The sequence below is a fragment of the Blautia faecicola genome (assembly GCF_004123145.1).
Taxonomy (GTDB): Bacteria; Bacillota; Clostridia; order Lachnospirales; family Lachnospiraceae; genus Oliverpabstia; species Oliverpabstia faecicola.
In genome coordinates, this window is the sequence record NZ_SDKC01000001.1 from 1,436,389 (window position 1) to 1,458,474 (window position 22,086).

The 22,086-nt window shown below is 45.0% G+C and carries 24 protein-coding genes and 2 pseudogenes; 22 read left to right on the forward strand and 4 right to left on the reverse strand.

Annotation, left to right across the window (positions count from 1 at the left end):
* Positions 1-16: 16 nt before the first annotated feature.
* Entirely contained in the window at positions 17-424 is a 408-nt protein-coding gene (locus ETP43_RS06410) for an ACT domain-containing protein (protein ID WP_129257438.1), read from the forward strand.
* Positions 378-584, forward strand: coding sequence for a hypothetical protein (locus ETP43_RS06415; protein ID WP_243114204.1), 207 nt, complete (start codon positions 378-380; stop codon positions 582-584). The genes ETP43_RS06410 and ETP43_RS06415 overlap by 47 nt, the downstream gene beginning before the upstream one ends.
* A 309-nt stretch (positions 585-893) precedes the next feature.
* Here the strand turns inward: ETP43_RS06415 and ETP43_RS06420 are convergent, their stop codons facing one another.
* Positions 894-2,135: an IS110 family RNA-guided transposase gene (locus ETP43_RS06420; protein WP_129257439.1), complete on the reverse strand. Its 1,242-nt coding sequence runs from the start codon at positions 2,133-2,135 to the stop codon at positions 894-896.
* Between the two features lie 362 nt (positions 2,136-2,497).
* Between ETP43_RS06420 and ETP43_RS06425 the strand changes: the two genes are divergently transcribed.
* The 19 genes from ETP43_RS06425 (at position 2,498) to ETP43_RS06500 (ending at position 16,013) form a co-directional block, all read left to right on the forward strand.
* Positions 2,498-2,953, forward strand: coding sequence for a class I SAM-dependent methyltransferase (locus ETP43_RS06425; RefSeq protein ID WP_243114205.1), 456 nt, complete (start codon positions 2,498-2,500; stop codon positions 2,951-2,953).
* A 28-nt stretch (positions 2,954-2,981) separates the two neighbouring features.
* Positions 2,982-4,055 (forward strand): M14 family metallopeptidase, encoded by a 1,074-nt coding sequence (locus ETP43_RS17565; protein WP_243114206.1) that lies wholly within the window; start codon positions 2,982-2,984, stop codon positions 4,053-4,055.
* Positions 4,056-4,068: 13 nt separating this feature from the next.
* Positions 4,069-4,368, forward strand: a complete 300-nt coding sequence (locus tag ETP43_RS17570; protein WP_243114207.1) for a class I SAM-dependent methyltransferase — start codon at positions 4,069-4,071, stop codon at positions 4,366-4,368.
* Complete coding sequence (locus ETP43_RS17575; protein WP_243114208.1) at positions 4,352-4,654, forward strand: hypothetical protein; 303 nt, start codon at positions 4,352-4,354, stop codon at positions 4,652-4,654. Before ETP43_RS17570 ends, ETP43_RS17575 begins: the two co-directional genes overlap by 17 nt.
* Complete coding sequence (locus ETP43_RS06435; RefSeq protein ID WP_129257441.1) at positions 4,651-4,755, forward strand: LysR family transcriptional regulator; 105 nt, start codon at positions 4,651-4,653, stop codon at positions 4,753-4,755. Before ETP43_RS17575 ends, ETP43_RS06435 begins: the two co-directional genes overlap by 4 nt.
* The gene (locus ETP43_RS06440) at positions 4,752-5,081 is read left to right on the forward strand and encodes a LysR family transcriptional regulator (RefSeq protein WP_129257442.1); all 330 of its coding nucleotides are present in this window, start codon (positions 4,752-4,754) and stop codon (positions 5,079-5,081) included. The genes ETP43_RS06435 and ETP43_RS06440 overlap by 4 nt, the downstream gene beginning before the upstream one ends.
* Positions 5,021-5,557 carry a hypothetical protein gene (locus ETP43_RS06445; protein ID WP_129257443.1) on the forward strand — a complete coding sequence of 179 codons (537 nt, stop codon included), beginning with the start codon at positions 5,021-5,023 and terminating at the stop codon, positions 5,555-5,557. The genes ETP43_RS06440 and ETP43_RS06445 overlap by 61 nt, the downstream gene beginning before the upstream one ends.
* A 371-nt stretch (positions 5,558-5,928) precedes the next feature.
* Positions 5,929-6,873, forward strand: coding sequence for a nickel ABC transporter permease (gene nikB, locus ETP43_RS06450; protein WP_129257444.1), 945 nt, complete (start codon positions 5,929-5,931; stop codon positions 6,871-6,873).
* Positions 6,870-7,718 (forward strand): nickel transporter permease, encoded by an 849-nt coding sequence (nikC, locus tag ETP43_RS06455; RefSeq protein ID WP_129257445.1) that lies wholly within the window; start codon positions 6,870-6,872, stop codon positions 7,716-7,718. Before nikB ends, nikC begins: the two co-directional genes overlap by 4 nt.
* Before the next feature lie 5 nt (positions 7,719-7,723).
* Complete coding sequence (locus ETP43_RS06460) at positions 7,724-8,503, forward strand: ABC transporter ATP-binding protein (RefSeq protein ID WP_129257446.1); 780 nt, start codon at positions 7,724-7,726, stop codon at positions 8,501-8,503.
* 5 nt (positions 8,504-8,508) lie between these two features.
* On the forward strand, positions 8,509-9,267 hold the full coding sequence (locus tag ETP43_RS06465; protein WP_117526044.1) for an ABC transporter ATP-binding protein: 759 nt from the start codon (positions 8,509-8,511) through the stop codon (positions 9,265-9,267).
* Positions 9,268-9,373: 106 nt separating this feature from the next.
* Positions 9,374-10,939: an ABC transporter substrate-binding protein gene (locus tag ETP43_RS06470; RefSeq protein ID WP_129257447.1), complete on the forward strand. Its 1,566-nt coding sequence runs from the start codon at positions 9,374-9,376 to the stop codon at positions 10,937-10,939.
* Between the two features lie 130 nt (positions 10,940-11,069).
* Positions 11,070-11,624 carry a DUF4230 domain-containing protein gene (locus ETP43_RS06475; RefSeq protein ID WP_022172818.1) on the forward strand — a complete coding sequence of 185 codons (555 nt, stop codon included), beginning with the start codon at positions 11,070-11,072 and terminating at the stop codon, positions 11,622-11,624.
* 33 nt (positions 11,625-11,657) lie between these two features.
* A complete protein-coding gene (locus ETP43_RS06480; protein WP_207668914.1) occupies positions 11,658-12,272 on the forward strand; it encodes a DUF4230 domain-containing protein in 615 nt (204 codons plus the stop codon).
* A 247-nt stretch (positions 12,273-12,519) separates the two neighbouring features.
* Positions 12,520-13,026, forward strand: coding sequence for an RNA polymerase sigma factor (locus ETP43_RS06485; protein WP_129257448.1), 507 nt, complete (start codon positions 12,520-12,522; stop codon positions 13,024-13,026).
* 74 nt (positions 13,027-13,100) lie between these two features.
* On the forward strand, positions 13,101-14,318 hold the full coding sequence (locus tag ETP43_RS06490) for a DUF4179 domain-containing protein (RefSeq protein WP_129257449.1): 1,218 nt from the start codon (positions 13,101-13,103) through the stop codon (positions 14,316-14,318).
* A gap of 280 nt (positions 14,319-14,598) precedes the next feature.
* Positions 14,599-14,775, forward strand: a complete 177-nt coding sequence (locus ETP43_RS17045) for a hypothetical protein (RefSeq protein ID WP_022398422.1) — start codon at positions 14,599-14,601, stop codon at positions 14,773-14,775.
* 144 nt (positions 14,776-14,919) lie between these two features.
* The gene (locus ETP43_RS06495; RefSeq protein WP_129257450.1) at positions 14,920-15,411 is read left to right on the forward strand and encodes a GNAT family N-acetyltransferase; all 492 of its coding nucleotides are present in this window, start codon (positions 14,920-14,922) and stop codon (positions 15,409-15,411) included.
* Between the two features lie 53 nt (positions 15,412-15,464).
* Positions 15,465-16,013, forward strand: a complete 549-nt coding sequence (locus ETP43_RS06500; RefSeq protein WP_129257451.1) for an HD domain-containing protein — start codon at positions 15,465-15,467, stop codon at positions 16,011-16,013.
* A 29-nt stretch (positions 16,014-16,042) separates the two neighbouring features.
* On the opposite strand, the pseudogene ETP43_RS18370 reads toward ETP43_RS06500, so the two are convergent.
* A pseudogene (locus ETP43_RS18370) lies at positions 16,043-16,093 on the reverse strand (hypothetical protein); the annotation flags it as partial.
* Between ETP43_RS18370 and ETP43_RS18375 the strand changes: the two are divergent.
* Positions 16,070-16,180: pseudogene (locus tag ETP43_RS18375) on the forward strand (DUF6783 domain-containing protein); the annotation flags it as partial. The pseudogenes ETP43_RS18370 and ETP43_RS18375 sit on opposite strands and share 24 nt — an antisense overlap.
* 575 nt (positions 16,181-16,755) lie before the next feature.
* On the opposite strand, the gene ETP43_RS06505 reads toward ETP43_RS18375, so the two are convergent.
* A complete protein-coding gene (locus tag ETP43_RS06505; RefSeq protein ID WP_129257452.1) occupies positions 16,756-18,936 on the reverse strand; it encodes a YhgE/Pip domain-containing protein in 2,181 nt (726 codons plus the stop codon).
* Positions 18,933-21,473: a YhgE/Pip domain-containing protein gene (locus ETP43_RS06510; RefSeq protein WP_129257453.1), complete on the reverse strand. Its 2,541-nt coding sequence runs from the start codon at positions 21,471-21,473 to the stop codon at positions 18,933-18,935. Before ETP43_RS06510 ends, ETP43_RS06505 begins: the two co-directional genes overlap by 4 nt.
* Between the last annotated feature and the right edge of the window lie 613 nt (positions 21,474-22,086).

Below are 22,086 nucleotides of genomic sequence, written 5' to 3' on the forward strand. Positions count from 1 at the left end.
TTTGTGAGGTGCTGTTATGAAAATAAAAAGAATAAACCAAGAATTTTCTGTCTGTCAGGTAGAAGACTACTCACTTGTAAATATGGATTCGGAATATTGTTTTATCGAAAAAACGGATGAGGAAAAATCGTTAGTATGCCTGACAAAAGAAGTTCCACCTAATGTGATACAACGCGAGGATGACTGGAAAGCCTTTCGCATTCAGGGAACACTGGACTTTTCACTGATTGGAATTCTAGCGAGAATTGCTGCGATTCTCGCAGATCATAAAATCTCCATCTTCGCCGTATCCACCTACAATACAGACTATGTTTTTGTAAAAAAAGAAAACTATACGAAAGCACTGGAAATCCTCGAGGCATCAGGGTATATGATCAGTGACAGAAGAAAAGTGGACATTTGTCCATATTTACAAACTCTTTGAGAAATTTGGCTTTGATGAAGCCTTTGAGAGAAGTGCAATTAGGGAGCTTCTTGAACTGAAAGGTTCCGGTGCGTCAAAATTTCTTTCCAAACTGGTGCAGGCAGATATTATTGAAACAGTATCCGGTCACGGGAAAGGAAAATACAAATTCAAAAAGTAATACGTTAATTAACCAAAAATTATTATGTCTTTACGAATAACTGCTGTTTACCAACTCCCTCGTAGCCCGTCAGGGCGAGACAGCCTTTTGCTGGTGCTTTTAGCAAAGATGAGATCCGACACCTACCTACGGAACCTGCCACTGGCAGCGTCCTTCGGATGCAATGCAACGCAGACTTTCGCGAGCGCCAGCTGGCACTCGTGAATCATAGTCGGAGTTGGTGGCTACTGTAAAACCCCTTACCTTCCGTATGGAAAAAAGCGCAAACTATCCCTATCATCTTTTAAGAATGATTTATTCATTTTACATTTATGCGGGAACTGCCTCTTTTGGTGGTTCCCATCCTAATGCTTTCAACTTCTTTAAGTATGCATGGATCTTCCGCTCTGCATTAAACTGATTGTAGTATTCTGCCCCAAGATCCTGATATTTCACACCGTCTTTCAGGATATGATAAATCGCTATTAAGATCGAATGTGCCACTGCTACATATGCACGTTTCTTGCCACGGTGGGTACTGATCCGTTTAAACTGGGCATGGAAATAGGAACTTTTATGTCTTACCGCTGCATGTGCACATAATACCAGCGTGGATTTCAGCAATGCATTTCCTTTCCGGATCTTTCCACTTTTCCGTTTCTTTGCACTCACATTGTCCCCCGGACATAACCCTGCCCACGATGAGATATGACGGTCGCTGGGAAATCTTTCCATATCTGTTCCGATGACAGCTATGATTGTCTGTGCACTGGTGTTACCAATTCCTGTAACATCCTGGATCACCTGGGATGCCTGTTTTTCCTCTGGTTTCATAAAGTTGTCAATCTCATCGTTCAGGTTTTCAATATGAACGTTTAATTCATCCAGATGCTGGAGCAGCTCCTTTAACATCCTTCTCTGCAAAGGACTCATAAATCCTTTCAGATCATCAAGGATATGTTCTTTCGATGCTTTCAGGTTATGGGCAATCAGTTTTTCTTCATACATCTCATCATATTTTTTCTCATCAATCTCATTTCCTGACAGGATATATTCGAGGATCTTCCTGGCACTTTTCCCATTGATATTTGTCACCGTTCCTGACAGTTTGATATTGGCTCCTTCCAGCATCTTCTGCAATCGGTTCAGTTCCCGCGTACGTTCTCCAACGAGGCTTTTCCTATACTGTACCAGTTCACGCAGTTCTCTCTGGTACTTACTCGGGATATAACTCGGCTGAAGTAATCCGTGCTGGAGCAGTTCTGCGATCCATTCTGCATCCTTTACATCTGTTTTCCGTCCTGGTACGGCTTTCATATGTGCCGGATTCACTACAATTACATGAAGACCATACGATTCCATAATGTTGTACAATGGTTTCCAGTAAGAACCGGTGCTTTCCATCGCAACGATCTCACAGTTGTTTTTTTGCAGCCATTCTGCCAGTTCCATCAGTTCCCGGGTGGTCGCACCGAATTCCCGGAGCTCTTTCTTTCGTTTATGGTTCAGGCAGGCAACAATCAGTTTTTTGTGTACATCAATACCACAACAAATGTCGTAAATTTTATCCATATCAATACCTCCGGATCTTATTTACGGCACGGTACTCTGTCTTTTGTCAGTTTACTGTACGTCCTTTCGCCAAAAATGGCCGGACAGATGGTGGTGCAAATGAGAGTACCGGAAATCAATTTAGCTCACGAGCTACAGGCCCAAGCCGCTAACGATCTTTACCGTTACTTTTAGTATAACGGATAATGCATTTGTTCCACAATCTTTTCTAAACAAAAAAGATATCATTTCCGATGTACCATAACTTACATAGGAAACAATATCTTTTTATGAAAAACTTCCGGATGCCACTCCGGTTTTATTCATGGTGTAGCACGCGAGGCGCGCATGGGAATTTAGCACAAAAGATCACATATTGTCAGATGGATGCCAGCCATCTTGCGTTTGCGGACGAAACCTTTGATGCAGTAGTCAGCCGGAATCTGACCTGGAACCTGGAAGATCCGGAGCAGGCGTATAAAGAATGGATGCGCGTGCTGAAAAAAGGTGGTATTCTGTTAAATTATGATGCCAACTGGTATCATCATCTCTTTGATGCTGAAAAAAGAGAAGAATATGAGAAAGACAGGCAGATGGTGACTGAGTCCGGGCTGGAAGATCACTATACCTGTACGGATATCGATACGATGGAAGAGATTGCAAGACAGGTACCGCTCAGCAGGATCGATCGCCCCCGGTGGGATCAAAAGATACTGCGGGAACTCGGAACAATCAAGGTAAGTGTGGATACGGAAGTCTGGAATCAGGTATGGTCAGAGGTGGAAAAGGTCAACTATCATTCGACATCGATGTTTGGTATCGAAGCAGTCAAAGCGTAAGAATAATACAGGACGGAATGAATGTTAAATGATGAGAAACGATAATAAATTTCAGATAGCAGGGCAGGAAATAACTCCGGGAGAGAGATGGCAGGGAATGCTGATGATCGGAGGCGGAGAATTTGCTCTTCCGGCTGCGGTTCTGCACGGAGAAAAAGAAGGAAAGACTGTGTTGATTACTGCTGCCGTGCACTCAGGGGAATATGTGGGTGTGGAGACTGCAGTGGAACTGGCAAATGAATTAAAAATGGAAAAAATCACAGGGACAATAGTGATCGTAAAAGTGGTCTGTCCTGCAGAATTCGAGCAGCGGGCCGGAAGTCTCTGCCTGGAAGACGGAAAAAATCTGAACCGGCAGTTTCCGGGAGATGAAAAGGGAACAAGGACACAGCGGCTTGCCAGCGCAATAGAAAAAGAAATTCACTGTGTGGCAGATTATTATATTGATCTGCACAGTGGGGATGATTATGAAGATCTGACACCGTTTGTATATTATGCGGGAAAAGGTGAAAAAGAAGTTGTTGAAATTTCCAGAAAAATGGCACAACACGTGGACGTTCCGTATATGATACGTTCTAATGTATCATCCGGCGGTTCTTATAATTATGCGGCGACCTGTGGAATCCCGAGTATTCTGATCGAACGCGGTGGCATGGGACGATGGACGAGAGAAGAAGTAGAGTCCAATAAGCGGGATCTGAAGAACATCCTGCGTTATCTCGGTATATACCGGACCAGCCGTGGCTACTGGAACCATTATCCCATGGAAGTGACGGATGTGGTATATCAGTCGGCAAATCAGGCGGGTCTGTGGTATCCGGAGAAAAAGCCGGGAGATATGTTCACGGAAGGAGAAAAGCTTGGAAAAATCACAGATTATGAAGGGAAAATGCTGGAGACAAGTTACGGTGAGTATGATGGTGTGATTCTTTTTCAGACGGGAAGTCTTCAGGTGACAAAAGAAGGTCCAATGATCGCGTACGGAAGAATCGCCTACGAAAAGGACAATCGAAAAGAGAAAATAGCCGGTTACTGGACAAAACGAAGTTCCGATTTTAAAGAACAGCGAAGAGAAGAACTTCACAGTCCGCTGGCTGGATGAAATTGATAAATATTTGCCGGAGGGAGAACATCTGCGGATCCTGGATGTGGGCTGCGGAACCGGATTTTTCACGATTTTGCTGGCAAAGAGGGGGCATCAGGTGACAGGTATCGATCTGACACCGGACATGATCCTCCATGCGAGAGAACTGGCAAAAGAAGAAGGAGCAGATTGTGAATTCCATGTCATGGATGCGGAAAATCCGGAATACGAGGATAACACGTTTGACTTCGTGATTTCCCGAAATCTGACCTGGACGCTTCCGGATGCACAGAAAGTCTATAAAGAATGGATGCGTGTTGTTAAACTTTGATGCCAATTACGGAGCTGTTGATTTTACGGATACTTCCGATCTTCCGAAAAATCATGCCCATAATCAGATTGAAAATACACTGATGCAGGAGTGTGAGGATATCAAACGCCAGCTGTCCATAAGCAATTATGCCCGTCCCGCCTGGGATCTGGAAGCCCTCAGCAACAGTGGTGTGCAGCAGTTCCGGATTGATGTGGGAGTCAGTCAGCGTGTCTACATGGAAAAAAATGCATTCTATAATCCGACTCCATTGTTTGCAGTCTGTGGAAAAAAAGGGGACTTATGATCAATATCAAACAGTTAAAATATTTTATCACCTGTGCAGATGCCGGCTCTTTCAGCGAGGCGGCATCTGTTTTGTATACGACCCAGTCCAGTGTAAGGTGATCCGTTCACTGGAAGAAGAGATGCAGGCATCTCTTTTCGTGCGCAGTCCTCATGGCATCGGTCTGACACCAAACGGAAAACAGGCCTATGCCTATGCCAGCCGGGTGCTGGAAAACGTGGAAGCGATGGCAGAGCTGTCCGCGGTGGGAGATATTCAGTGGCTGAATATTGCTTTCAACCCCAGTTCCTGGATCGCAGACTGCTTTGTACGGTTTTATCAGATTCATGAAAAAGAGAACCTGCACTGCCAGGCACACACCGGAAAATGCGGGAAGTGCTGGAGCGGATCCACGAATACAAAGACGAACTCGGTTTCCTCTACGTGACATCCCGTCAGCAGACGGATCTGCAGTATCTGCTGGTACGAAAACAGCTGGAATTCGTTCCGCTGAAAGAACTGGACACCTATCTGTATCCCGGCGGCAGATATCTGCAAAAAGAAGGAAAACAGCTCACCGGGGAAGCAATCGAAAATCTGCATTATATCCAGAACTTCCTGGAAGACACCGGCAATTACGAAGGCTGGAAACTGGATGCAGAAAATAATCTGACCCTTGGAAAAATAGATGTCTCCGTCGTAACCAACAGCGACTATATTATGGAAAAGATGCTGGATCACGGTAATCTCGCCAATATCAGCGGCGACAGTCTTACTCACGGAAAAACTCCTTCACGTCCGGGCATTTGTCTTACCAATGAATCTGATAAGATTATGTTCGGATATGTAAAAAGAGAAAAGACACCGTTGTCGGATCTGGCAATGAAATTTCTTGATTATGTAAAACAGGAACTGATCGGATAAACAACCGGGAAATTTGTATGTTTTGGAGTAACTATTCAGTAGCCATTGTACCGCGAGGTGTTTTGGCATGAATATGCCAAAATCCCGAGACATACAAGCCAAAATGCCATCACCGAAGGTGATTTACGCGAGCAACGAGTCAAAGTCCGTGCTTGCACGGAACCTTGAGGAGTGCCGCGATAACGATAAAAACTCGCAAAGCGTGTTTTTATCGTTTAAATGCATTTTGGCTCGTAACTGTGAAGGTACTGAACAGTTCGTTTTGGAATATGGCCAGTCCAAAAATGAATACTTCAAATCCCCCCATGGGGCTTACGACAGAAATATGGAAATGATATACTCATATTAGTTTGTTCGATGAGGTGATGAAAATGAAGAAATATGTATCACATAGATTTTTACAGTTAATCCCCATTTTACTGGGGATTACTTTTTTGTCTTTTGCTATGATGCGACTGGCCGGATCGGATGTGGTTACGGAGATGTATCAGAACCGGGGAACGGAAGTGTCCCAGGAAATTATTGATGCGAAACGAGCAGAGCTGGGGTTGGATCAGCCTTTTTTGATTCAGTATGGCAGATGGCTTGGCGGTATGCTGACAGGGGATATGGGAGAAAGCTATATGACAGGAAAGCCGGTGTTTTCCACATTCCTTTCCAAACTTCCGGCAACCTTACTTCTGACGGCTTTAGCCATCGGCCTTACCATACTGGTGTCAATTCCGCTAGGTATTCTTGCTGCGGTTACACACGATAAGATTCCGGATCTGATCCTGCGATTTTTCAGCTTTATAGGAAATGCGTTACCGAATTTTTTTGTGGCTATGTTACTGATGCAGCTATTAAGTATTAAGCTTCAGCTGCTTCCGGTGATTTCGGATGGAGTGACCTTAAAGAGTGCACTGATGCCGGCTCTTACACTGGCTATTTCCATGTCAGCAAAATATATGCGGCAGGTTCGGGCAGCGGTGCTGGAGGAATGGAATAAGGATTATGTGCAGGGAGCCCGGGCAAGAGGCGTGCGCAGGCGCGTGATCTTATGGAAAAACGTAATGCAATCTTCGATGCTGACGATTATTACACTACTGGCTCTTTCCATTGGAAATCTGCTGGGGGGAACTGCTATTATAGAAAGTATTTTTATGTGGGATGGAGTCGGTAAACTGGCAGTAGATGCGATTACCATGCGTGATTATCCGGTTATTCAGGCTTATGTGGTATGGATGGCAATTATTTATGTGCTGGTGAATCTGTTCACGGATCTTTTGTACCACCGGCTGGATCCGAGAATTCGTCTGGGGGTAACAAAAGGATGAGAGAACCAACCATTAGAAAACAGAATATACACAGGAATAATTTGAAGATTCGTCTGATTTTTTTGGGGATACTGGCACTGGTGCTGGTGATCGCATCGTATTTCAGTGAATATTTATGCCCATATGATCCTTATCTGCAGGATCTGGGTAATGCAAAGGCAGTGCCGTCCGCTGCACATATCTTTGGTACTGACCGATATGGACGGGATATGCTGTCCCGTGTGATCGTGGGAAGCAAGACCAGTATTTATTCCACCTTATTGCTGGTAGCATTTATTACAGTGCTTGGTACGATGATCGGAGTGTTTTGTGCCTGGAAGGGAACATGGGTGGATACTGTGCTGATGCGTATTTCCGATGTGTTCCTTGCTTTCCCGGGGCTTGTGTTTGCACTGGCGGTAGCGGCAGCTCTTGGAGGTGGTGTCCATAATGCGATCATAGCACTGGGTGCCATCAGCTGGCCCAAATACGCCAGAGTGGCAAGAAGTGAAACTCTGGCACAAAAAGAAACGGTATATCTCCGGGCAGCGAAACTGTCCGGCTGTGGAACCTGGAAACTGATTTTCAAGCATATACTTCCTAATATTACAGGTCCCATTCTGGTTACAGCGATGCTGGATATCGGAACGATGATGATGGAACTTGCAGGTCTGTCTTTTCTGGGGCTGGGAGCAAAACCGCCGGTGGCTGAGTGGGGAAGTATGATGAGCGATACGAGAAATCTGCTTACTACTCATCCATGGGTAACACTTGCTCCTGGTTTTGCAATCTTTGTATCGGTTATGATATTCAATCTGTTAGGTGATACAGTCAGAGACTGGCTGGATCCCCGTAATGGGAGGTAGAAAAAGTGGCTGAAGTCATTCGTTATGAACATGTAGATATCAGTTATAAAGGAAAAAGAGTTGTACATGATGTCAGTTTTTCTGTAGAAAAAGGTGAAATCCTTGGAATTGTAGGAGAAAGTGGCAGCGGAAAATCGACGCTGGTCAAAGCGGCGATGGGTCTGCTTGGAAGGGATGGTCTTGTTAGCAGAGGAGATATCTGGTATAAGGGGATGGATCTTCCCGATCTGAAACCGGGGGAGATGAGAAAACTGTGCGGACCGGAGCTGGGAATGATCTTTCAGACGGCCGGAAGCTCTTTTTGTCCGATCCGTACGGTACGGGCACAGCTTTATGAATTCATGACAGAACATAAAAAAATAAAAATGGATGTATTCGAGAAACAGGCGGAGGAGCTGCTTGAAAAATTTGGCTTTGATGATCCCAAAAGAGTAATGGACAGTTATCCCTTTGAGCTTTCCGGCGGTATGCAGCAGCGTGTGGGTATTGCGGCGGCCATGTTTTTGAACCCGAAGATACTGATGGCAGATGAGCCGACTTCTGCACTGGACGTAACAGTTCAGAAGCAGGTGATAGAAGAGATGCTTATGGTGAGAAAAACATTTGGAACGTCTATTCTGCTGGTAACTCATAACATGGGAGTGATCCGTGCGATGGCAGACAAAGTGCTGGTTTTACATGAGGGTGAGATCATGGAATACGGAGTGACAGAAGAAGTATTTGAACAACCTCAGTCAGCGTATACAAAAAAATTGCTGGCAGCGGTTCCAAAACTTCGGAGGTAGGAAAAATGAGTGTGGTACTAGCAGCAGAACATCTGACAAAAACATTTGTCTCTCAGGGAAGAGAGAACTATACAGCAGTAGATGATGTGAGCTTTTCTGTAGAGTCCGGTGAGAAGCTTGGAATTATCGGAGAAAGCGGAAGTGGGAAGACTACCGTTGTCAATATGATAACCAGATTACTGGATGCTTCTTCCGGAATGATCCGGCTGGATGGAGAAGATATCACTTCAAAAAAAGGAAAAGAGTTAAAAGAAGTATATAAGAAGATGCAGATGGTATTTCAGACTCCAACGGAGAGCTTTGATCCGCGCAGGAAACTGGGGGATGGAATTGCAGAAAGTCTGATCAATTTCGGAATGAAAAAAAAAGAAGCAATGGTGAAGGCGGGACAGCTGCTGGAGCTATGCGGACTGGAAAAAGAATATGCAGGGCGCTATCCTCATGAAGTCAGTGGCGGGCAGTGCCAAAGGGCTGCAATCGCGCGTGCGATCGCTATTGATCCCCGGCTGCTGATTCTGGATGAGGCGACATCTGCGCTGGATGTTACGATTCAGGAAGAGATCCTTGAATTGCTGGATAAACTGAAAACTGAAAGAAATATGACATATCTGTTTATCTGCCATGATATTGCACTGGTTCAACAATTCTGTGACAGAGTGCTTGTCATGCATCAGGGAAAGATTGTGGAAGAGGGAACGCCGGATGAGGTGATCCGGAATCCGAAGACAGAATATACCAGAAGACTTATTGAAAGTGTTCTGTGATAATAACAGGAAACCCTGGCCGGAATATGAGAACGGATAGAAAGACCGGCCGGAGATTCTGTAAAAGAATAATAAAGTGGGAAACAGAAAGAGAGGAACAGAAAGAATGAATGCAAAAAAACTGATCGGTACTGCGTTAAGTGTTGTTTTATGTGCAAGTATGCTCGCAGGATGCGGAAACCAAAAAAACGAAACAGAGACAACAACTGAGAAAGGGAAAAAGACCCTGGTAATCGGTGACACAACCTTTAACAGTTCCAATGAAGAAAACAATGTGAATCCACACGATTCTTATTCCGGTTGGGCCTGCATCCGGTATGGGATTGGTGAGACACTGGTAAAATATTCGGATACCATGGAAATCGAGCCATGGCTGGCAAAAGAATGGGAAAATGTGGATGAGCTGACATGGAAGATCACACTGCAGGATAATGTAAAATTCTCCAGTGACCGGGATATGGATGCGGAAGCAGTGAAAGAATGTCTGGAGCATCTGACTGAAAATCACGAACGGGCAAAAAATGACCTGAAAATAGAATCCATGGAGGCTGATGGACAGATTCTTACGATTCATACATCAGAACCGAAACCGGCGCTGTTAAATTATCTTGGCGATCCTTATGGATGTATCATTGATGTGGAGGCAGGATTTGATGACGGAATCGTGGCAGGTACCGGACCATACATCGCTGTGGACTGTCAGAGCGATGATCATCTGACACTGGTGAAAAACGATAATTACTGGAATGGAACACCGAAGATTGATGAATTGACGATCCGTACCATTACAGATGGAAGCACACTGGCCAATGCACTTCAGTCGGGAGAAGTACAGGCTGCGTATGGTATGGCATATGAAAGTTATCCGATGTTTGAAAATGACGATTATACATTTTCACAGATTTCCACATCCCGTTGTTTCTTTGGAAAGATGAATTTTGATGAAAGTTCTGTATGTGCAGATGCGGCAGTCCGAAAAGCGATTGCCATGGGAATTGACAAAGAAAACTTTGTCACAACGCTTCTGGAAGGAAATGGTTATCCGGCAAACGGGGTATTTCCGGATGGTTCCGCATTTGGCGGAGATAAGGTAACCACAGAAACTTATGATCCGGAGGGTGCGAAAGAAGTTCTGGAAGCAGCAGGATGGAAAGATACTGACGGAGATGGTATCCGTGAAAAAGACGGAAAAAAACTGACTGTAAGATGGCTGACCTACCCCAGTCGTCAGGAACTGCCACTGCTTGCAGAATCTGCTCAGGCTACTCTGAAGGATATCGGAATTGATCTGGATATCAACTGCACAGCTGATAATAACTCTATAGCAGATGATCCAACAGCCTGGGATGTCTATGCAATGGCAAATGTTCAGGCACCTACCGGTGATCCGGAATACTGGTTTACTGTTTTTGCAACTTCCGATGCGACAAGAAATCAGGGAAAATACAGCAGTGAAAAACTGGATGATCTGGAAAAAGAACTGAGCGCGGAATTTGATATAGAGAAACGGGCCGAACTTGCTGTACAGATGCAGCAGACTGTTCTGGATGATCATGCATTTGTCTTCTGCTCCTTCCTGAAGATGAGCATGATCTCCAAAGCAAATGTTACCGGATATGAATCTCACGCCTGCGATTATTATCAGGTTACGGCGGATCTGGATATTAACTGAGAACAGATGTCAAAAAGATGCTATGTTTTAAAGCATGGCATCTTTTTTCAGGTTTGGAAACAGAAATATGTCGGTGGAAGAAAAAGAGATTATGCAGTATAATAAGGGAAAACGGGAGAGGAGTAACTGAATGAAGAAAAAAATCATAGGAAGTGTGCTGGTTCTCGGAATCGTTGCGGCTGCAGCAGGTCTGTTTGTACCAAATGCAGTACAGAAGATAACAAAAGAAAGCGTAATTACTTCCTCGCAGCTGGAAAAAGCGGTGGATATCAGTGAACTGTCCACGGCAGAGTTCATATACAACGGGATCGCAGACAAGTACAGTGATGGAAACCTGGAAGAAACCGAGTGCCATATCGCGTATGCCTCCACGGTGAAAGTAGGAATCGCGCTGGATCAGATAACATTTACCATTGATGAGGAAAAAAAAACGGTAACGCCGGTACTGCCGGAAATTACGGTAAATACAGTAACCGTGGATCCGGATTCGCTCAGTTTTATCCCACAGAATCCAGATGTGGAGCTGAAAGATATCATGACGGTGTGCAAGGAAGATGCCCTAAAGGAAGCGAGTGAGTCAAAAGAACTCTATCAGACGGCCGAAGAAAATCTGCAGTCAGCCATCGAAGCACTACTCTCGCCGATCCTGAAAAATGCAGGATATACGATGCAGTGGGATATATAGAAGACCTTGAAATTTGCCGGGGAGGAAAACAAAATGAGAGTACGAAAGATAACAAAAACATGGATGCTTCTCGTTGGGACCGTTGTTCTTTGCCTGACAGGATGCGGAAAAGAAACGCAGACTGCTGATTTTTCAGGGGTTACTTCGGTGTGTGAACTGGCCACTTTGAAGTGTTATTATCATAATGTTGCGAAAGCGGAGACGGAAGCAAGTGGCATTTTCGCAAAATGGCTGAAAACCGGATATAAGAAAATCTGGACGGAATACAGTGGGATTATTGAATATGGCATCGATATCAGTCAGGTCACAGTATCGGAACCGGACAAAAACGGTGTGGTGACCGTGACGATGCCGGATGCACAGGTTCTGAATGTAGATGTGGATGAAGATTCTCTTGGTACCCCGCTGACCGATACCGGTTTTCTGACCAGTGTTACCACAGAAGAGAAAACAACGACACTGGCAGGTGCGCAGGAAACGATGGAGCAGCAGGCAAAAGAAAATACAGAGATGCTGTCGCAGGCAAAGGCACGGGCGAAGACGCTGATCGAGGAGTACATAAAAAATGTGGGTGAGAGCATCGGTGAGGAGTATACGGTAGAGTGGAAAGATGCAGAGCCGGGAATGACGGAGAGTGAGAAAAAGTAAGAAAATAGATAAGGGGAATGTAAGAACAGGGCTTTACCATAGTTTTGAAAATACTGTGGTAAAGCCTTTTATAGTAGATTATTATTGCCTGTTTGACAACCAGAACCTCTGAAATCGCCATGAAATATCTGATAAATACTTATTTTATTGGATTTTCGGGAGCGAAAGTTCTTGCAACTCCGTCTAATGTATGTAAACCTTAAAGAAAAGCACCTGTTTTTGTACGTACAAACAGAAAGGACAACAAATGGAAGAATTAATCAGTCAGGCAAGGAACGGAGATCCGGATGCCTTTACGGCACTGATGGAGAGCCAGATGCAGAATATGTATAAGGCGGCACGGTCGGTTCTTTGCAATGACGAGGATATTGCAGATGCGATTTCGGATACGATTCTGGTGTGTTGGGAGAAACTTTCTCAGTTGAAGGAAGCCAGATATTTTCGTACCTGGATGACCAGGATTCTGCTGAACAAATGTAACGATATTCTGCGAAAAAGAAAGCAGATGGTCTGGATGGACGAGATCCCGGAGACGCCGGATGTGGACGATGGATTTGAGAACAGTGAGTGGAAAGAGGCACTGAACAGTCTGGCGGAGAATTTCCGGCTGGTGGTGATGCTGTATTATATTGAAGGCTTCAAGACCAGCGAGATCAGTCAGATTCTGGACATCCCGGAGGGAACCGTGCGAAGCAGACTGGCACGGGGACGGGAACAGCTGGCGGGGCTTTTGCAACTGAAAGTTGTGAATTAGAAAGACCGGTCGGGAAAACAGAAGGCAATCAGGACAGAGAGAATCAGAGATTTGACAGACAGGAGAGTATTTATATGAGTAATGATAGAATTTTACGGACACTGCAGCAGGATGTGGAGATTCCGGAAGTGGTAAGAAAAAAAGCAGATCAGGCATTTGCAAAGATTCGTGCAGAACAGGAGGAAACCGGTATGGATAATAAGAAAGTAGTTTCATATAACAAGAAAAGAACAGGAAGAAAAGTATTTTCCAAAAGAAAGATTGCTGCAGTGGCAGCAGTTGCGGCACTGGCGACTGCAACCGTTACGGCAGGAGCAGCCGCTTATATGAAGTGGAGCACCGGCATGGCAGAAGGTATGCAGGCAACGGAAACACAGCAGAAACAGCTGGAAGACAACGGAATGGCAGCATTTACCAGTCAGTCCTGCACAGATGCGGGCGTGACCGTGACGGCAGAGCAGAGTATCACGGATAATTACAACAGCCATATTTCTTTCAAAGTAGAGGGATTTCAAGTGGAAGACGGACAGCAGCCGGACTTTGGAAGCATCAGCGTGCTGGTGGACGGAAAAGAGGATCTGAACCTGGATGCCGGATTCTATGACGGCATCATCGCAGGAGATGACGGAATGCCGGTGCGGGCTTCCGATGGAAGTTCTGCATTGGACGAAAATGGAGACATGATGTATTACTATGTACAGGAAGATGGCAGCATGGAATTTGACATCAATATGAACAACTATAGTGAAAAAGGATTCTTTATCGGAAAGGATATTCAGGTGGAACTGAAGGATCTGGGAACGGTAGATAAGGCGGAATTCACCAAGACACTGGAAGGCACCTGGAGTTTTGAATGGACACTCGGCGGCGCGGATACTGCAAAGACATATACCCTGAACCAGCCACTGGGAGACAGCGGTGCAACGATCCAGACCGTAGAGGTTTCTCCAATCTCTGTTTATGCAGAATACAATTTCCCGTTACAGAAAGAAACCATTACCACGGAAAATGAAGACGGAACAACTTCGGAAAGCACGACATTTAAGGAAGCTCCGGCTCTGATGGGAATCAAATTAAAAGATGGCACCGTGATCAAAAATATGTACATGGGCGGCGGTGTGATCGGATACCAGAATAACAGTTCCGATGATTATGTCTACGCCTACGCAACCGACCGCATCATCGATCCGGACCAGATCGCATACTTCCTGTTCCTGAATGATACACCAGTCGGCGACCAGGGTCTGACAGAAGATAATTTCTATGAGGTAGCTGTTGGGGAAAACCAGTAGGGCAGTTGTTGCTACCGGAAAAATTTAAAAAATAATGGGAGTAACCGGCGAATGCAGGATAATGGATGCATTCGCCGGTTACTTTTTGCGTTTTAATGTCCTATCGGAAACTCATATCAACCTCAGATTCCTGAGAAATAATCCGATACAAACCAAAGGAATATTACAGGAAAATTCTTCATGCGTTCTGTCTTTTCGAGCAGAAAAAGATATGTTACTATGGTGGTAGAAAACATTCCTGTATATATTTCGTAAATAAGAAAGATACAGGAGAAAATGAATGGAGAAAAAGAAAGATCCTTATATGCAGGAAGCATATGATATGCTGGAACAAATGAGTGCAGACGAAAGAAAACGGCTGGAATATGAGGCAAGGGAGAAAGCAATAAGAGATTACAATACGCAGATGTATAGTGTGCGAAAGCAAGGGATAACGGATATTATATTATTACGGTAATGTTGAAAAAAGGAAATACGGCAGAAACGATTGCGAGTATGAAAGATGTAAGTCTGGAAACAGTGAAAGAAATCGAAAAAAAGATTTTAGTAGCTGTATAAATGGAAAAAATACATAATAAAGAAAAATAGTAGGAGAGGAATAATGGAGATTATAAAGGCAAATGAAACACATATACCAGAGATCCTGGAGATTTATGCAAAGGCAAGAAAATTCATGAAAGAAAATGGCAATCCAACACAATGGGAAGAGGGATATCCGTCGCGAGAGATTGTGGAAAAGGATATTGCAGCAGATCATTGCTATGTCTGCATGGAAAATGAGAAGGTGGTTGGGGTATTTGTCTTTATCATTGGCGAGGATCCTACATATCGCGTAATCTATCAGGGGGCATGGCGCAGTGAGACAGAATATGGAACGATTCATCGAATTGCTTCCGATGGCACTACAAAGGGATTTGCGAGAAGATGCTTTGATTTTTGCAGACAAAAATGTAACTATCTGCGAATTGATACCCATGCAAATAACAAACCGATGCAGGGAGCTATCCGTTCGTACGGATTCCAGGAGTGCGGAATCATCCATACAAGAGACGGAAGCGACAGGATCGCGTTCGATTATATTCAAGAAAAATGAGAGACAAGAGTAAAAAATTATTAAAACAATACTTATCCCGTTAGGAGAGACAAGTGGTAAACACAAAAGAAAAAGAGGACAGTTTTATGGAAGAGATGCGGACAAAAGAAAAGCAGATAGTATATGATCAGGCACTATACGAAAAAGCATATGAATTTGCAAAAGAGAAACATGGAACCCAGAAAAGAATCGGTGGGGCTCCGTATATCACGCACCCGCTGGCGGTAGCCGATATTCTGAAAAAAGAAGGCTATGATATCGAGTACCAGATTGTCGCCTTGTTCCACGATCTTCTGGAAGACACGGATGCCACCGAAGACGAGATCCGCTCCATCGCCGGTGAAGAAGTCCTGCAAGCGGTAAAACTGCTCACAAAAGAAAAAGGCTATGACATGCAAACTTACGTCAACCGCATCCGCCCAAACCCCATAGCCTACGCCGTAAAAGGAGCCGACCGCCTCCATAACCTGAGAACCGCTTTCTGTACCAGCAAACACTTCCGGCAAAAATACATCACCGAAACCGAAACCTGGTACCTCTCTTTCCGCCCGGACATCCCTGCAGAAGTGGAAAAACTCAAACAGACCCTAGAGCGTGTTTGAAAAATCATTCCTGCAATCTGCACGCCCCACTTTGCGGCATATTTTACCTTCATTCGGTTGACGTAGCCCGCTATGCCGCCCTCATTCAGGCAAAATCTCCCACAAACTGTGACGCACATCTTGCAGAAAGCCTTTTTCAGACACGCTCTAGCAGACGAAAATACTGATAATAGATTTTCGCAGGCATCATCAGAATAAGAAAATGAAAAATAACTATTAAGGTGAGAAAAAGAATAGCAGAAATAATAAAAGCTTTGGTTGCAAAAAGTGTAAACAAAAACATGCAATTGCAATGATAAATTGAGGAGAAAGAGTGATCTTATAATAATTTGAGAGAGTTATTTGTAAATAGAATCAAAGAAATGATGAATTTATAAGTAGAAATATTAAATATATAAGACAAGAGGAATAGATTAATTAAGAATTAGTAAGTGCAAGAACTAAAAAAATTCAGAAAATAGGAAAAACAGCCTCGGGGGTAGGGAGTCTGTGTGACGCAACACTTTGTTGCATTGCATCCGGAGGAAGCTGCCAGTGGCAGGTTCTGTAGGTGGGCGTTTAGGGCAAGCTTTGAGATCCGACGTCTACGCAGACTTTCACGAGGGTCAGCTGACCCTCGTGAATCATAGTCGGAGTTGGTAGCCAGATCAAAGTTGCCCTGCCCACGTTGCGCCCCACAGACCTCCCGCCACGGCTGCGTCCGTCTGGAACTAAATTTCCATAAAGAAGTTAAAAGAAATTTCTAAATAAGCTTCGTCTCCTCCAACTTCTCTGTAAACTCATCATTCATCCGAATAATCGGTCGTCTCAACACCAGTCCCACAACCAGTGAAACAATCAAAAACACTCCAAGTTTCCCAAGATCCATCCAATAATCCATACCATACACACCTCCAACAGCTTCTCTCATAGCAGCCATACTGTGCGTAAACGGAAGCAGCGGATAAACTGCCCGGAAAAATCCAGGAGCCACTTCAATCGGGAAGGTACCGCCGGTACCGGCAACCTGAACAACCAGAAAAACCACACTAATCGCTTTACCGATATCCCCGAAAGAAACCGTAAGCGTATAAATAATATTTACATACACGATACTTGAGATCCATCCCGCCAGCACAAACAAAAACGGATGTTTGCACTGAATACCAAGATAGAACAGATCCCCGAGACAAATCAGCGAACTCTGCAACAGCCCAACAATCAGGAAAATCAGATACCGTCCCAAGTACATCTGGTGAAGCTTCACATTCTTTAAACCATCAAGTCTCTTTTTCGATACCGTAACTTTCAGCATCGCCACCAGAACAATGCCGCCGATCCAGATCGAAAGCGTAGAATAAAACGGAGCCATGGCAGAACCATAATTTTCAATCGGGTAAACTTCTGTAGTTTTCAGAGAAACGGGTGCGGAGAGGAACGAACTGATACTGTCCGTATCCCCGGCAATCAGAGATTCCAGTTGAGAAAAATCCCCGCTTTCCTGCATACTGCTCAATTTTCCAGTCGTTTTTTCCAATTTCCCAGAAGCCTTTGTAAGCAGCTTACAGGAGTCATCCAGCGTGGTCTGGATCTCAGACAGATCAGAACTTGCCGAATCCGCCAGTGTATAGATGCCATCCATACTGTTATCCAGCTGCGTCATCAGCCCGGAGATATCCGAACGGGTGTCAGAGACAGAAGAGAGCAGACTGTTTAACTGCGCCTGAACCGAAGATTCATACTCTGATTTTACACTGCTGATGCCGGAAGCGCTCTGACGAATCAGATCATCCAGCTCTTTTTTATCATTTTCCACATCCGAAACCGCAGAAGTAAGAGAAGATGCGGTTGCATTTAACTTATCGCGGATTTCTTTTTGTGTGGTGATAGAAGCATCCAGTTTTGCCACCAGAGAACCGGTGACAGAAGCCAGTGCCTCATGATCCTCTCCAATCTGTGCGATACTGTCCCGAAGGGAAGTATAAGAAGTAATCACCTGATCGACACGACCGGCAAGTAACTGTAACGTATCGGAAACAGCGGAAGCATCGGAACTCTGTGTCTGCAAAGCGGAATCAATCACTTCTGCCATCTGGTCATAAAACCCTTTGCTGGCAGTCAGTGCCGTATTGATACTGTTCGTGGTCCCGGAAACGGTCTGTTGCAGCCCGGAAAATGATTTCTGCGTCTCTTTTAAGACATCTACATTGGATTTTGTCTGCTTCTGTGTCTGCTGCAGGAAAGAAGCAGTCGTATCAAGAAGCTGCTGTGCGGAAGAAGTCATACCGGAAAAAGACTGCAGAGTGCTGGAAGCCGTGGTCAGATCCGTATGGATCTTTTCCAGATTGGTGATCAGGTTGCCGACAATCTCACTGGAACCTTCGCGGTCTGCCGCATTTGATATGGTCTGCAGGGCGGTAAATACGGTGTCCGAGATCGTCTCGATAAAGACTTCATTCACCTGTGTCTGAATCGCGGTTGCCCCTTTGTCTGTGACTTTCGGTGCAATAGCATTTTCTTTCGCATTAGAATAATACGTGATCTCCGGTTTCTGGATATCACTGGTGAATACACTCATCATATTCCGGCTGAAATCTTCGGGAATGACGATGGCTGCATAGTATTTGCCGGATTTTACACCTTTCATGGCTTTGGATTTTGTGGTAAATACCCACTCCAGCTGCGTATTTTCCCGGAGGGCAGATAGTACTTGATCGCCGAGGGTGAGTTTGATTGGAATGATACTTCCCTCATAGCCCTCGTCCACGCTGGCGACCGCCACTTTCAGATTACCGGTATTTTCATAAGGATCCCAGCTGGCAGCGATATTGAACCAGGCGTACAGGCAGGGAACAACGGTGATACCGATGATCACGATCATGGCGATGACATTTTTCTGTATCTGTTGCAGATCCCGCTGGAAAATTTTCCATATATTTTTCATCGTTCTTTTTCCTCCTCTATCACGTGTACCAGGTCTTCGGAAGTGATACCGCCCAGTTCCATCTGGCGCCGGATCTTATCGTGAATGTATTCCACACAGATCAGATATAAGACCAGAGCAATCAGAGAGACGATCCAGAGAATCAGATAAACGATTTTGGATTCCAGGCTGAACATCAGGATCAGGAAGATCAGAGGGATGATCACGATGGCAAGGAAACCATATCGGATCAGATATGGATACCGTCGCTCAAAACGTTCCGATTTTTCCATAAATTCTTTTCGTGCCTCATCATCACGCATCAGTGCACGAAGCATCAGCTGCATCTGCGGGCGCTGCAGTTCATCACTGGCGGTTTCTCCAAGCATCAGATCTGTCTCAGCCAGTCGTCGGTCAAACAGATGATTCAGATTCATCAACAGGAGACGAAGAACCAGTCCGATAAAGAGCGCAAGCAGTAAAAACAGCGCAAGAATTCCCAGATTTTTTGCATAAGTATGACCATAGAAACCGGCGATGCATTCTCTCATCGCGCTGATGCCGTAGGAAAATGGAAGCAGCGGATGAAGTTTCTGGAAAAATATCGGTGTCATCTCGATCGGATACGTTCCGGAAGATCCCGGGATCTGTAAGATGACCAGAAGAACAGCAAGCGCTTTTCCGATGTGTTTGAACGTCAGAGCCATCGCATAGATCAGGTTGACATATACAAACGAACAGAACATACCGGCGAGGATGAAGGCCGCCGGATGCAGGCACTGTGTTTTCAGTAATATAATATCTCCGGCACACACGATGAATCCCTGTATCAGGCCCATGATCACAAATACAAGCCAGCGGCCAAAGTATGCCTGGGAAGGTGTGAAGCGTGAGATTTTTTCATCTTTATCCACTTCCTGTTTTAAGATCGAAACCAGGATCAGTCCGCCAACCCATAAAGCCAGGTTGGTGTAAAATGGTGTCATGCCGGATCCATAATTTTCCACTTCATACAATACTTTCGACTGAATAGAAACCGGAGAGGACATAAAGTCTGAAATTGAGTCGACATCCAGTCCCTTTAAAGTGATCAGCTGGTTATAAATATCGGAAGACTGTAACACACCAAGATCGGTAGTGATCGTGGAGAGCTGCTGATCGATGGTGTCCAGCACACCGCCGGTCTGTCCGAGGGCAGCAGAACTGTCCGACAGGCTGGCATCCAGCTGGGTGAGAATCAGTTTTAACTGTTCTATGGTCGGATTCACATCCGAAAGTGTTGCGGTCAGCGTTCCACTCAAGGTAGATAATGTATCCATGGATTGACTTAACTTCGGAATCAGAGATTCATTCAGAGAATTCCGGTAAGTCTGAAGTGAGGAACGACTGTCCGTCACCAGTTTTTCCAGCGAAGTTCTGGTATTCTGTGCTGTGGTCATAGCTTCCTGAATACTGGAATTGCTGGTACTCAAAGAATCCAGAAGTTCCTGAAAAGAAGCATTCTGCTGTTGCAGAACAGTAATTTTCTCCCCAATCAGCCCGGAAAGCGTGGAATCGGAACCGATGGATTCATGAAGCTTTTGAAGTTCAGCGAGTAATTCTGCCTGTTTCTGGTTCAGACTGGTTACAGAATCGATACTATCACCGATCACCGTATTCACCTGAGAAGCTTTCGTCTCGAACGTACCGAGTTTTACAATTGCGGAAGCGTACGTGTTATTTAACAGTGTTTCACCATTCGATAATGCACTGCTGAACTGACTCGAGAAAGATCCCAGTGACTGTCGGCTGGCAGCAAGAAGCGCTGTCGTGTCAGTCAGCGTTTTGGAGCCGGAGTCCGCGGCAGAAGATACTGCATCGAGAGTCTCCAGCGCATCCTTGATCAGCTTCTCGGAAGAACCGGATGTTTCTTCAAAATTTTTCAGAACTTTTTGATACTCTTTCAGATTGTCTCTCGTCTCAGAAAGTGCAGTGGAAAGTTCGGAATTGCTCTTATCAATCTTTCCGGTCAGATCACCGGCGGAAGTACGGATCAGTTCCGATACCGTTTCTGCGGCTACCGAAGAAAACGTGTCGTTGATCTGCTGCTGAATCGTCGAAGCACCGGTAGCAGTAATCTTCGGAGCAATCGCATTTTTCTTCTCATTGATATAGTAGTCCAGTTCCGGCTGTTTCACCTCGCCGTCCAGAATACTGAGGAGCGATTCACTGAAATTTTCGGGGATCACGATAGCGGCATAATATTTTCCGGAAGTTACACCGGCTTTTGCCTGCTTTTCATCGACAAACGTCCAACCGAGCTGCTTATTTTTCTTCAACGTATCCACGATGGTGCCTCCGGCATCCAGAGACATCGTCTCTCTACTGGCTCCGGCATCACAGTTGGCGATCGCCACTTTGATGTTACTGGTATTGCCGTAAGGATCCATGTTGGCGGCAATATTGAACCAGGCATACAGCGATGGAAGAACACACACGCCGACCATGACGATCGCTGCTGCCGGGTTGGTAAACAGCCGCCGCATATCACGGGCAAAGATCTGAAATATCTTTTTCATACACACAGAGCAACCGGAAATATCCGGTCACATAACCTCCTTTTAGTTTTCTGCACTCCCAAAATAAGAGAGTAAATTTTGTAGAAAAGTATAACAAAAAATGATAGCAAAGTCCAGAAAGCCACCAAGATAAATGTATGAATTTTCTTCAAAACCTACCAACTTTATGCGTATCTTCAGTTCCTAAAACCTACCAATTTTACGCGCACCTTCAGTTCCCAAAACCTGCCAACTTTACGCGTATCTTCAGTTGCCAAAACCTACCAACTTTACGCGTATCTTCAGTTCCCAAAACCTGCCAACTTTACATGTACCTCCCGTCTCCAACACCTATCAATTTTACGCATATCTTCCGTCTCCAACATCCAGAACCCATGCCCAGGTTTCCACTCGTCAGACAGCCTTATGCTGGCGCCCTTAGCAAAGATGAGATCCAGCATTTACGCAGGCTTTCGCGAGGGTCCGCCGACCCTCGTGAACATAGCCGGAGTTAATGCTTAGCTCAGATTTGCGTTGCCAGCGGTTGTCTGACGAGTGGAAGCCTGGGCATGGGTTCGTCCGTACACAAATCGCTATCTATAACGGAGAAGTAACCAATGCGTGGAAGCCTGGG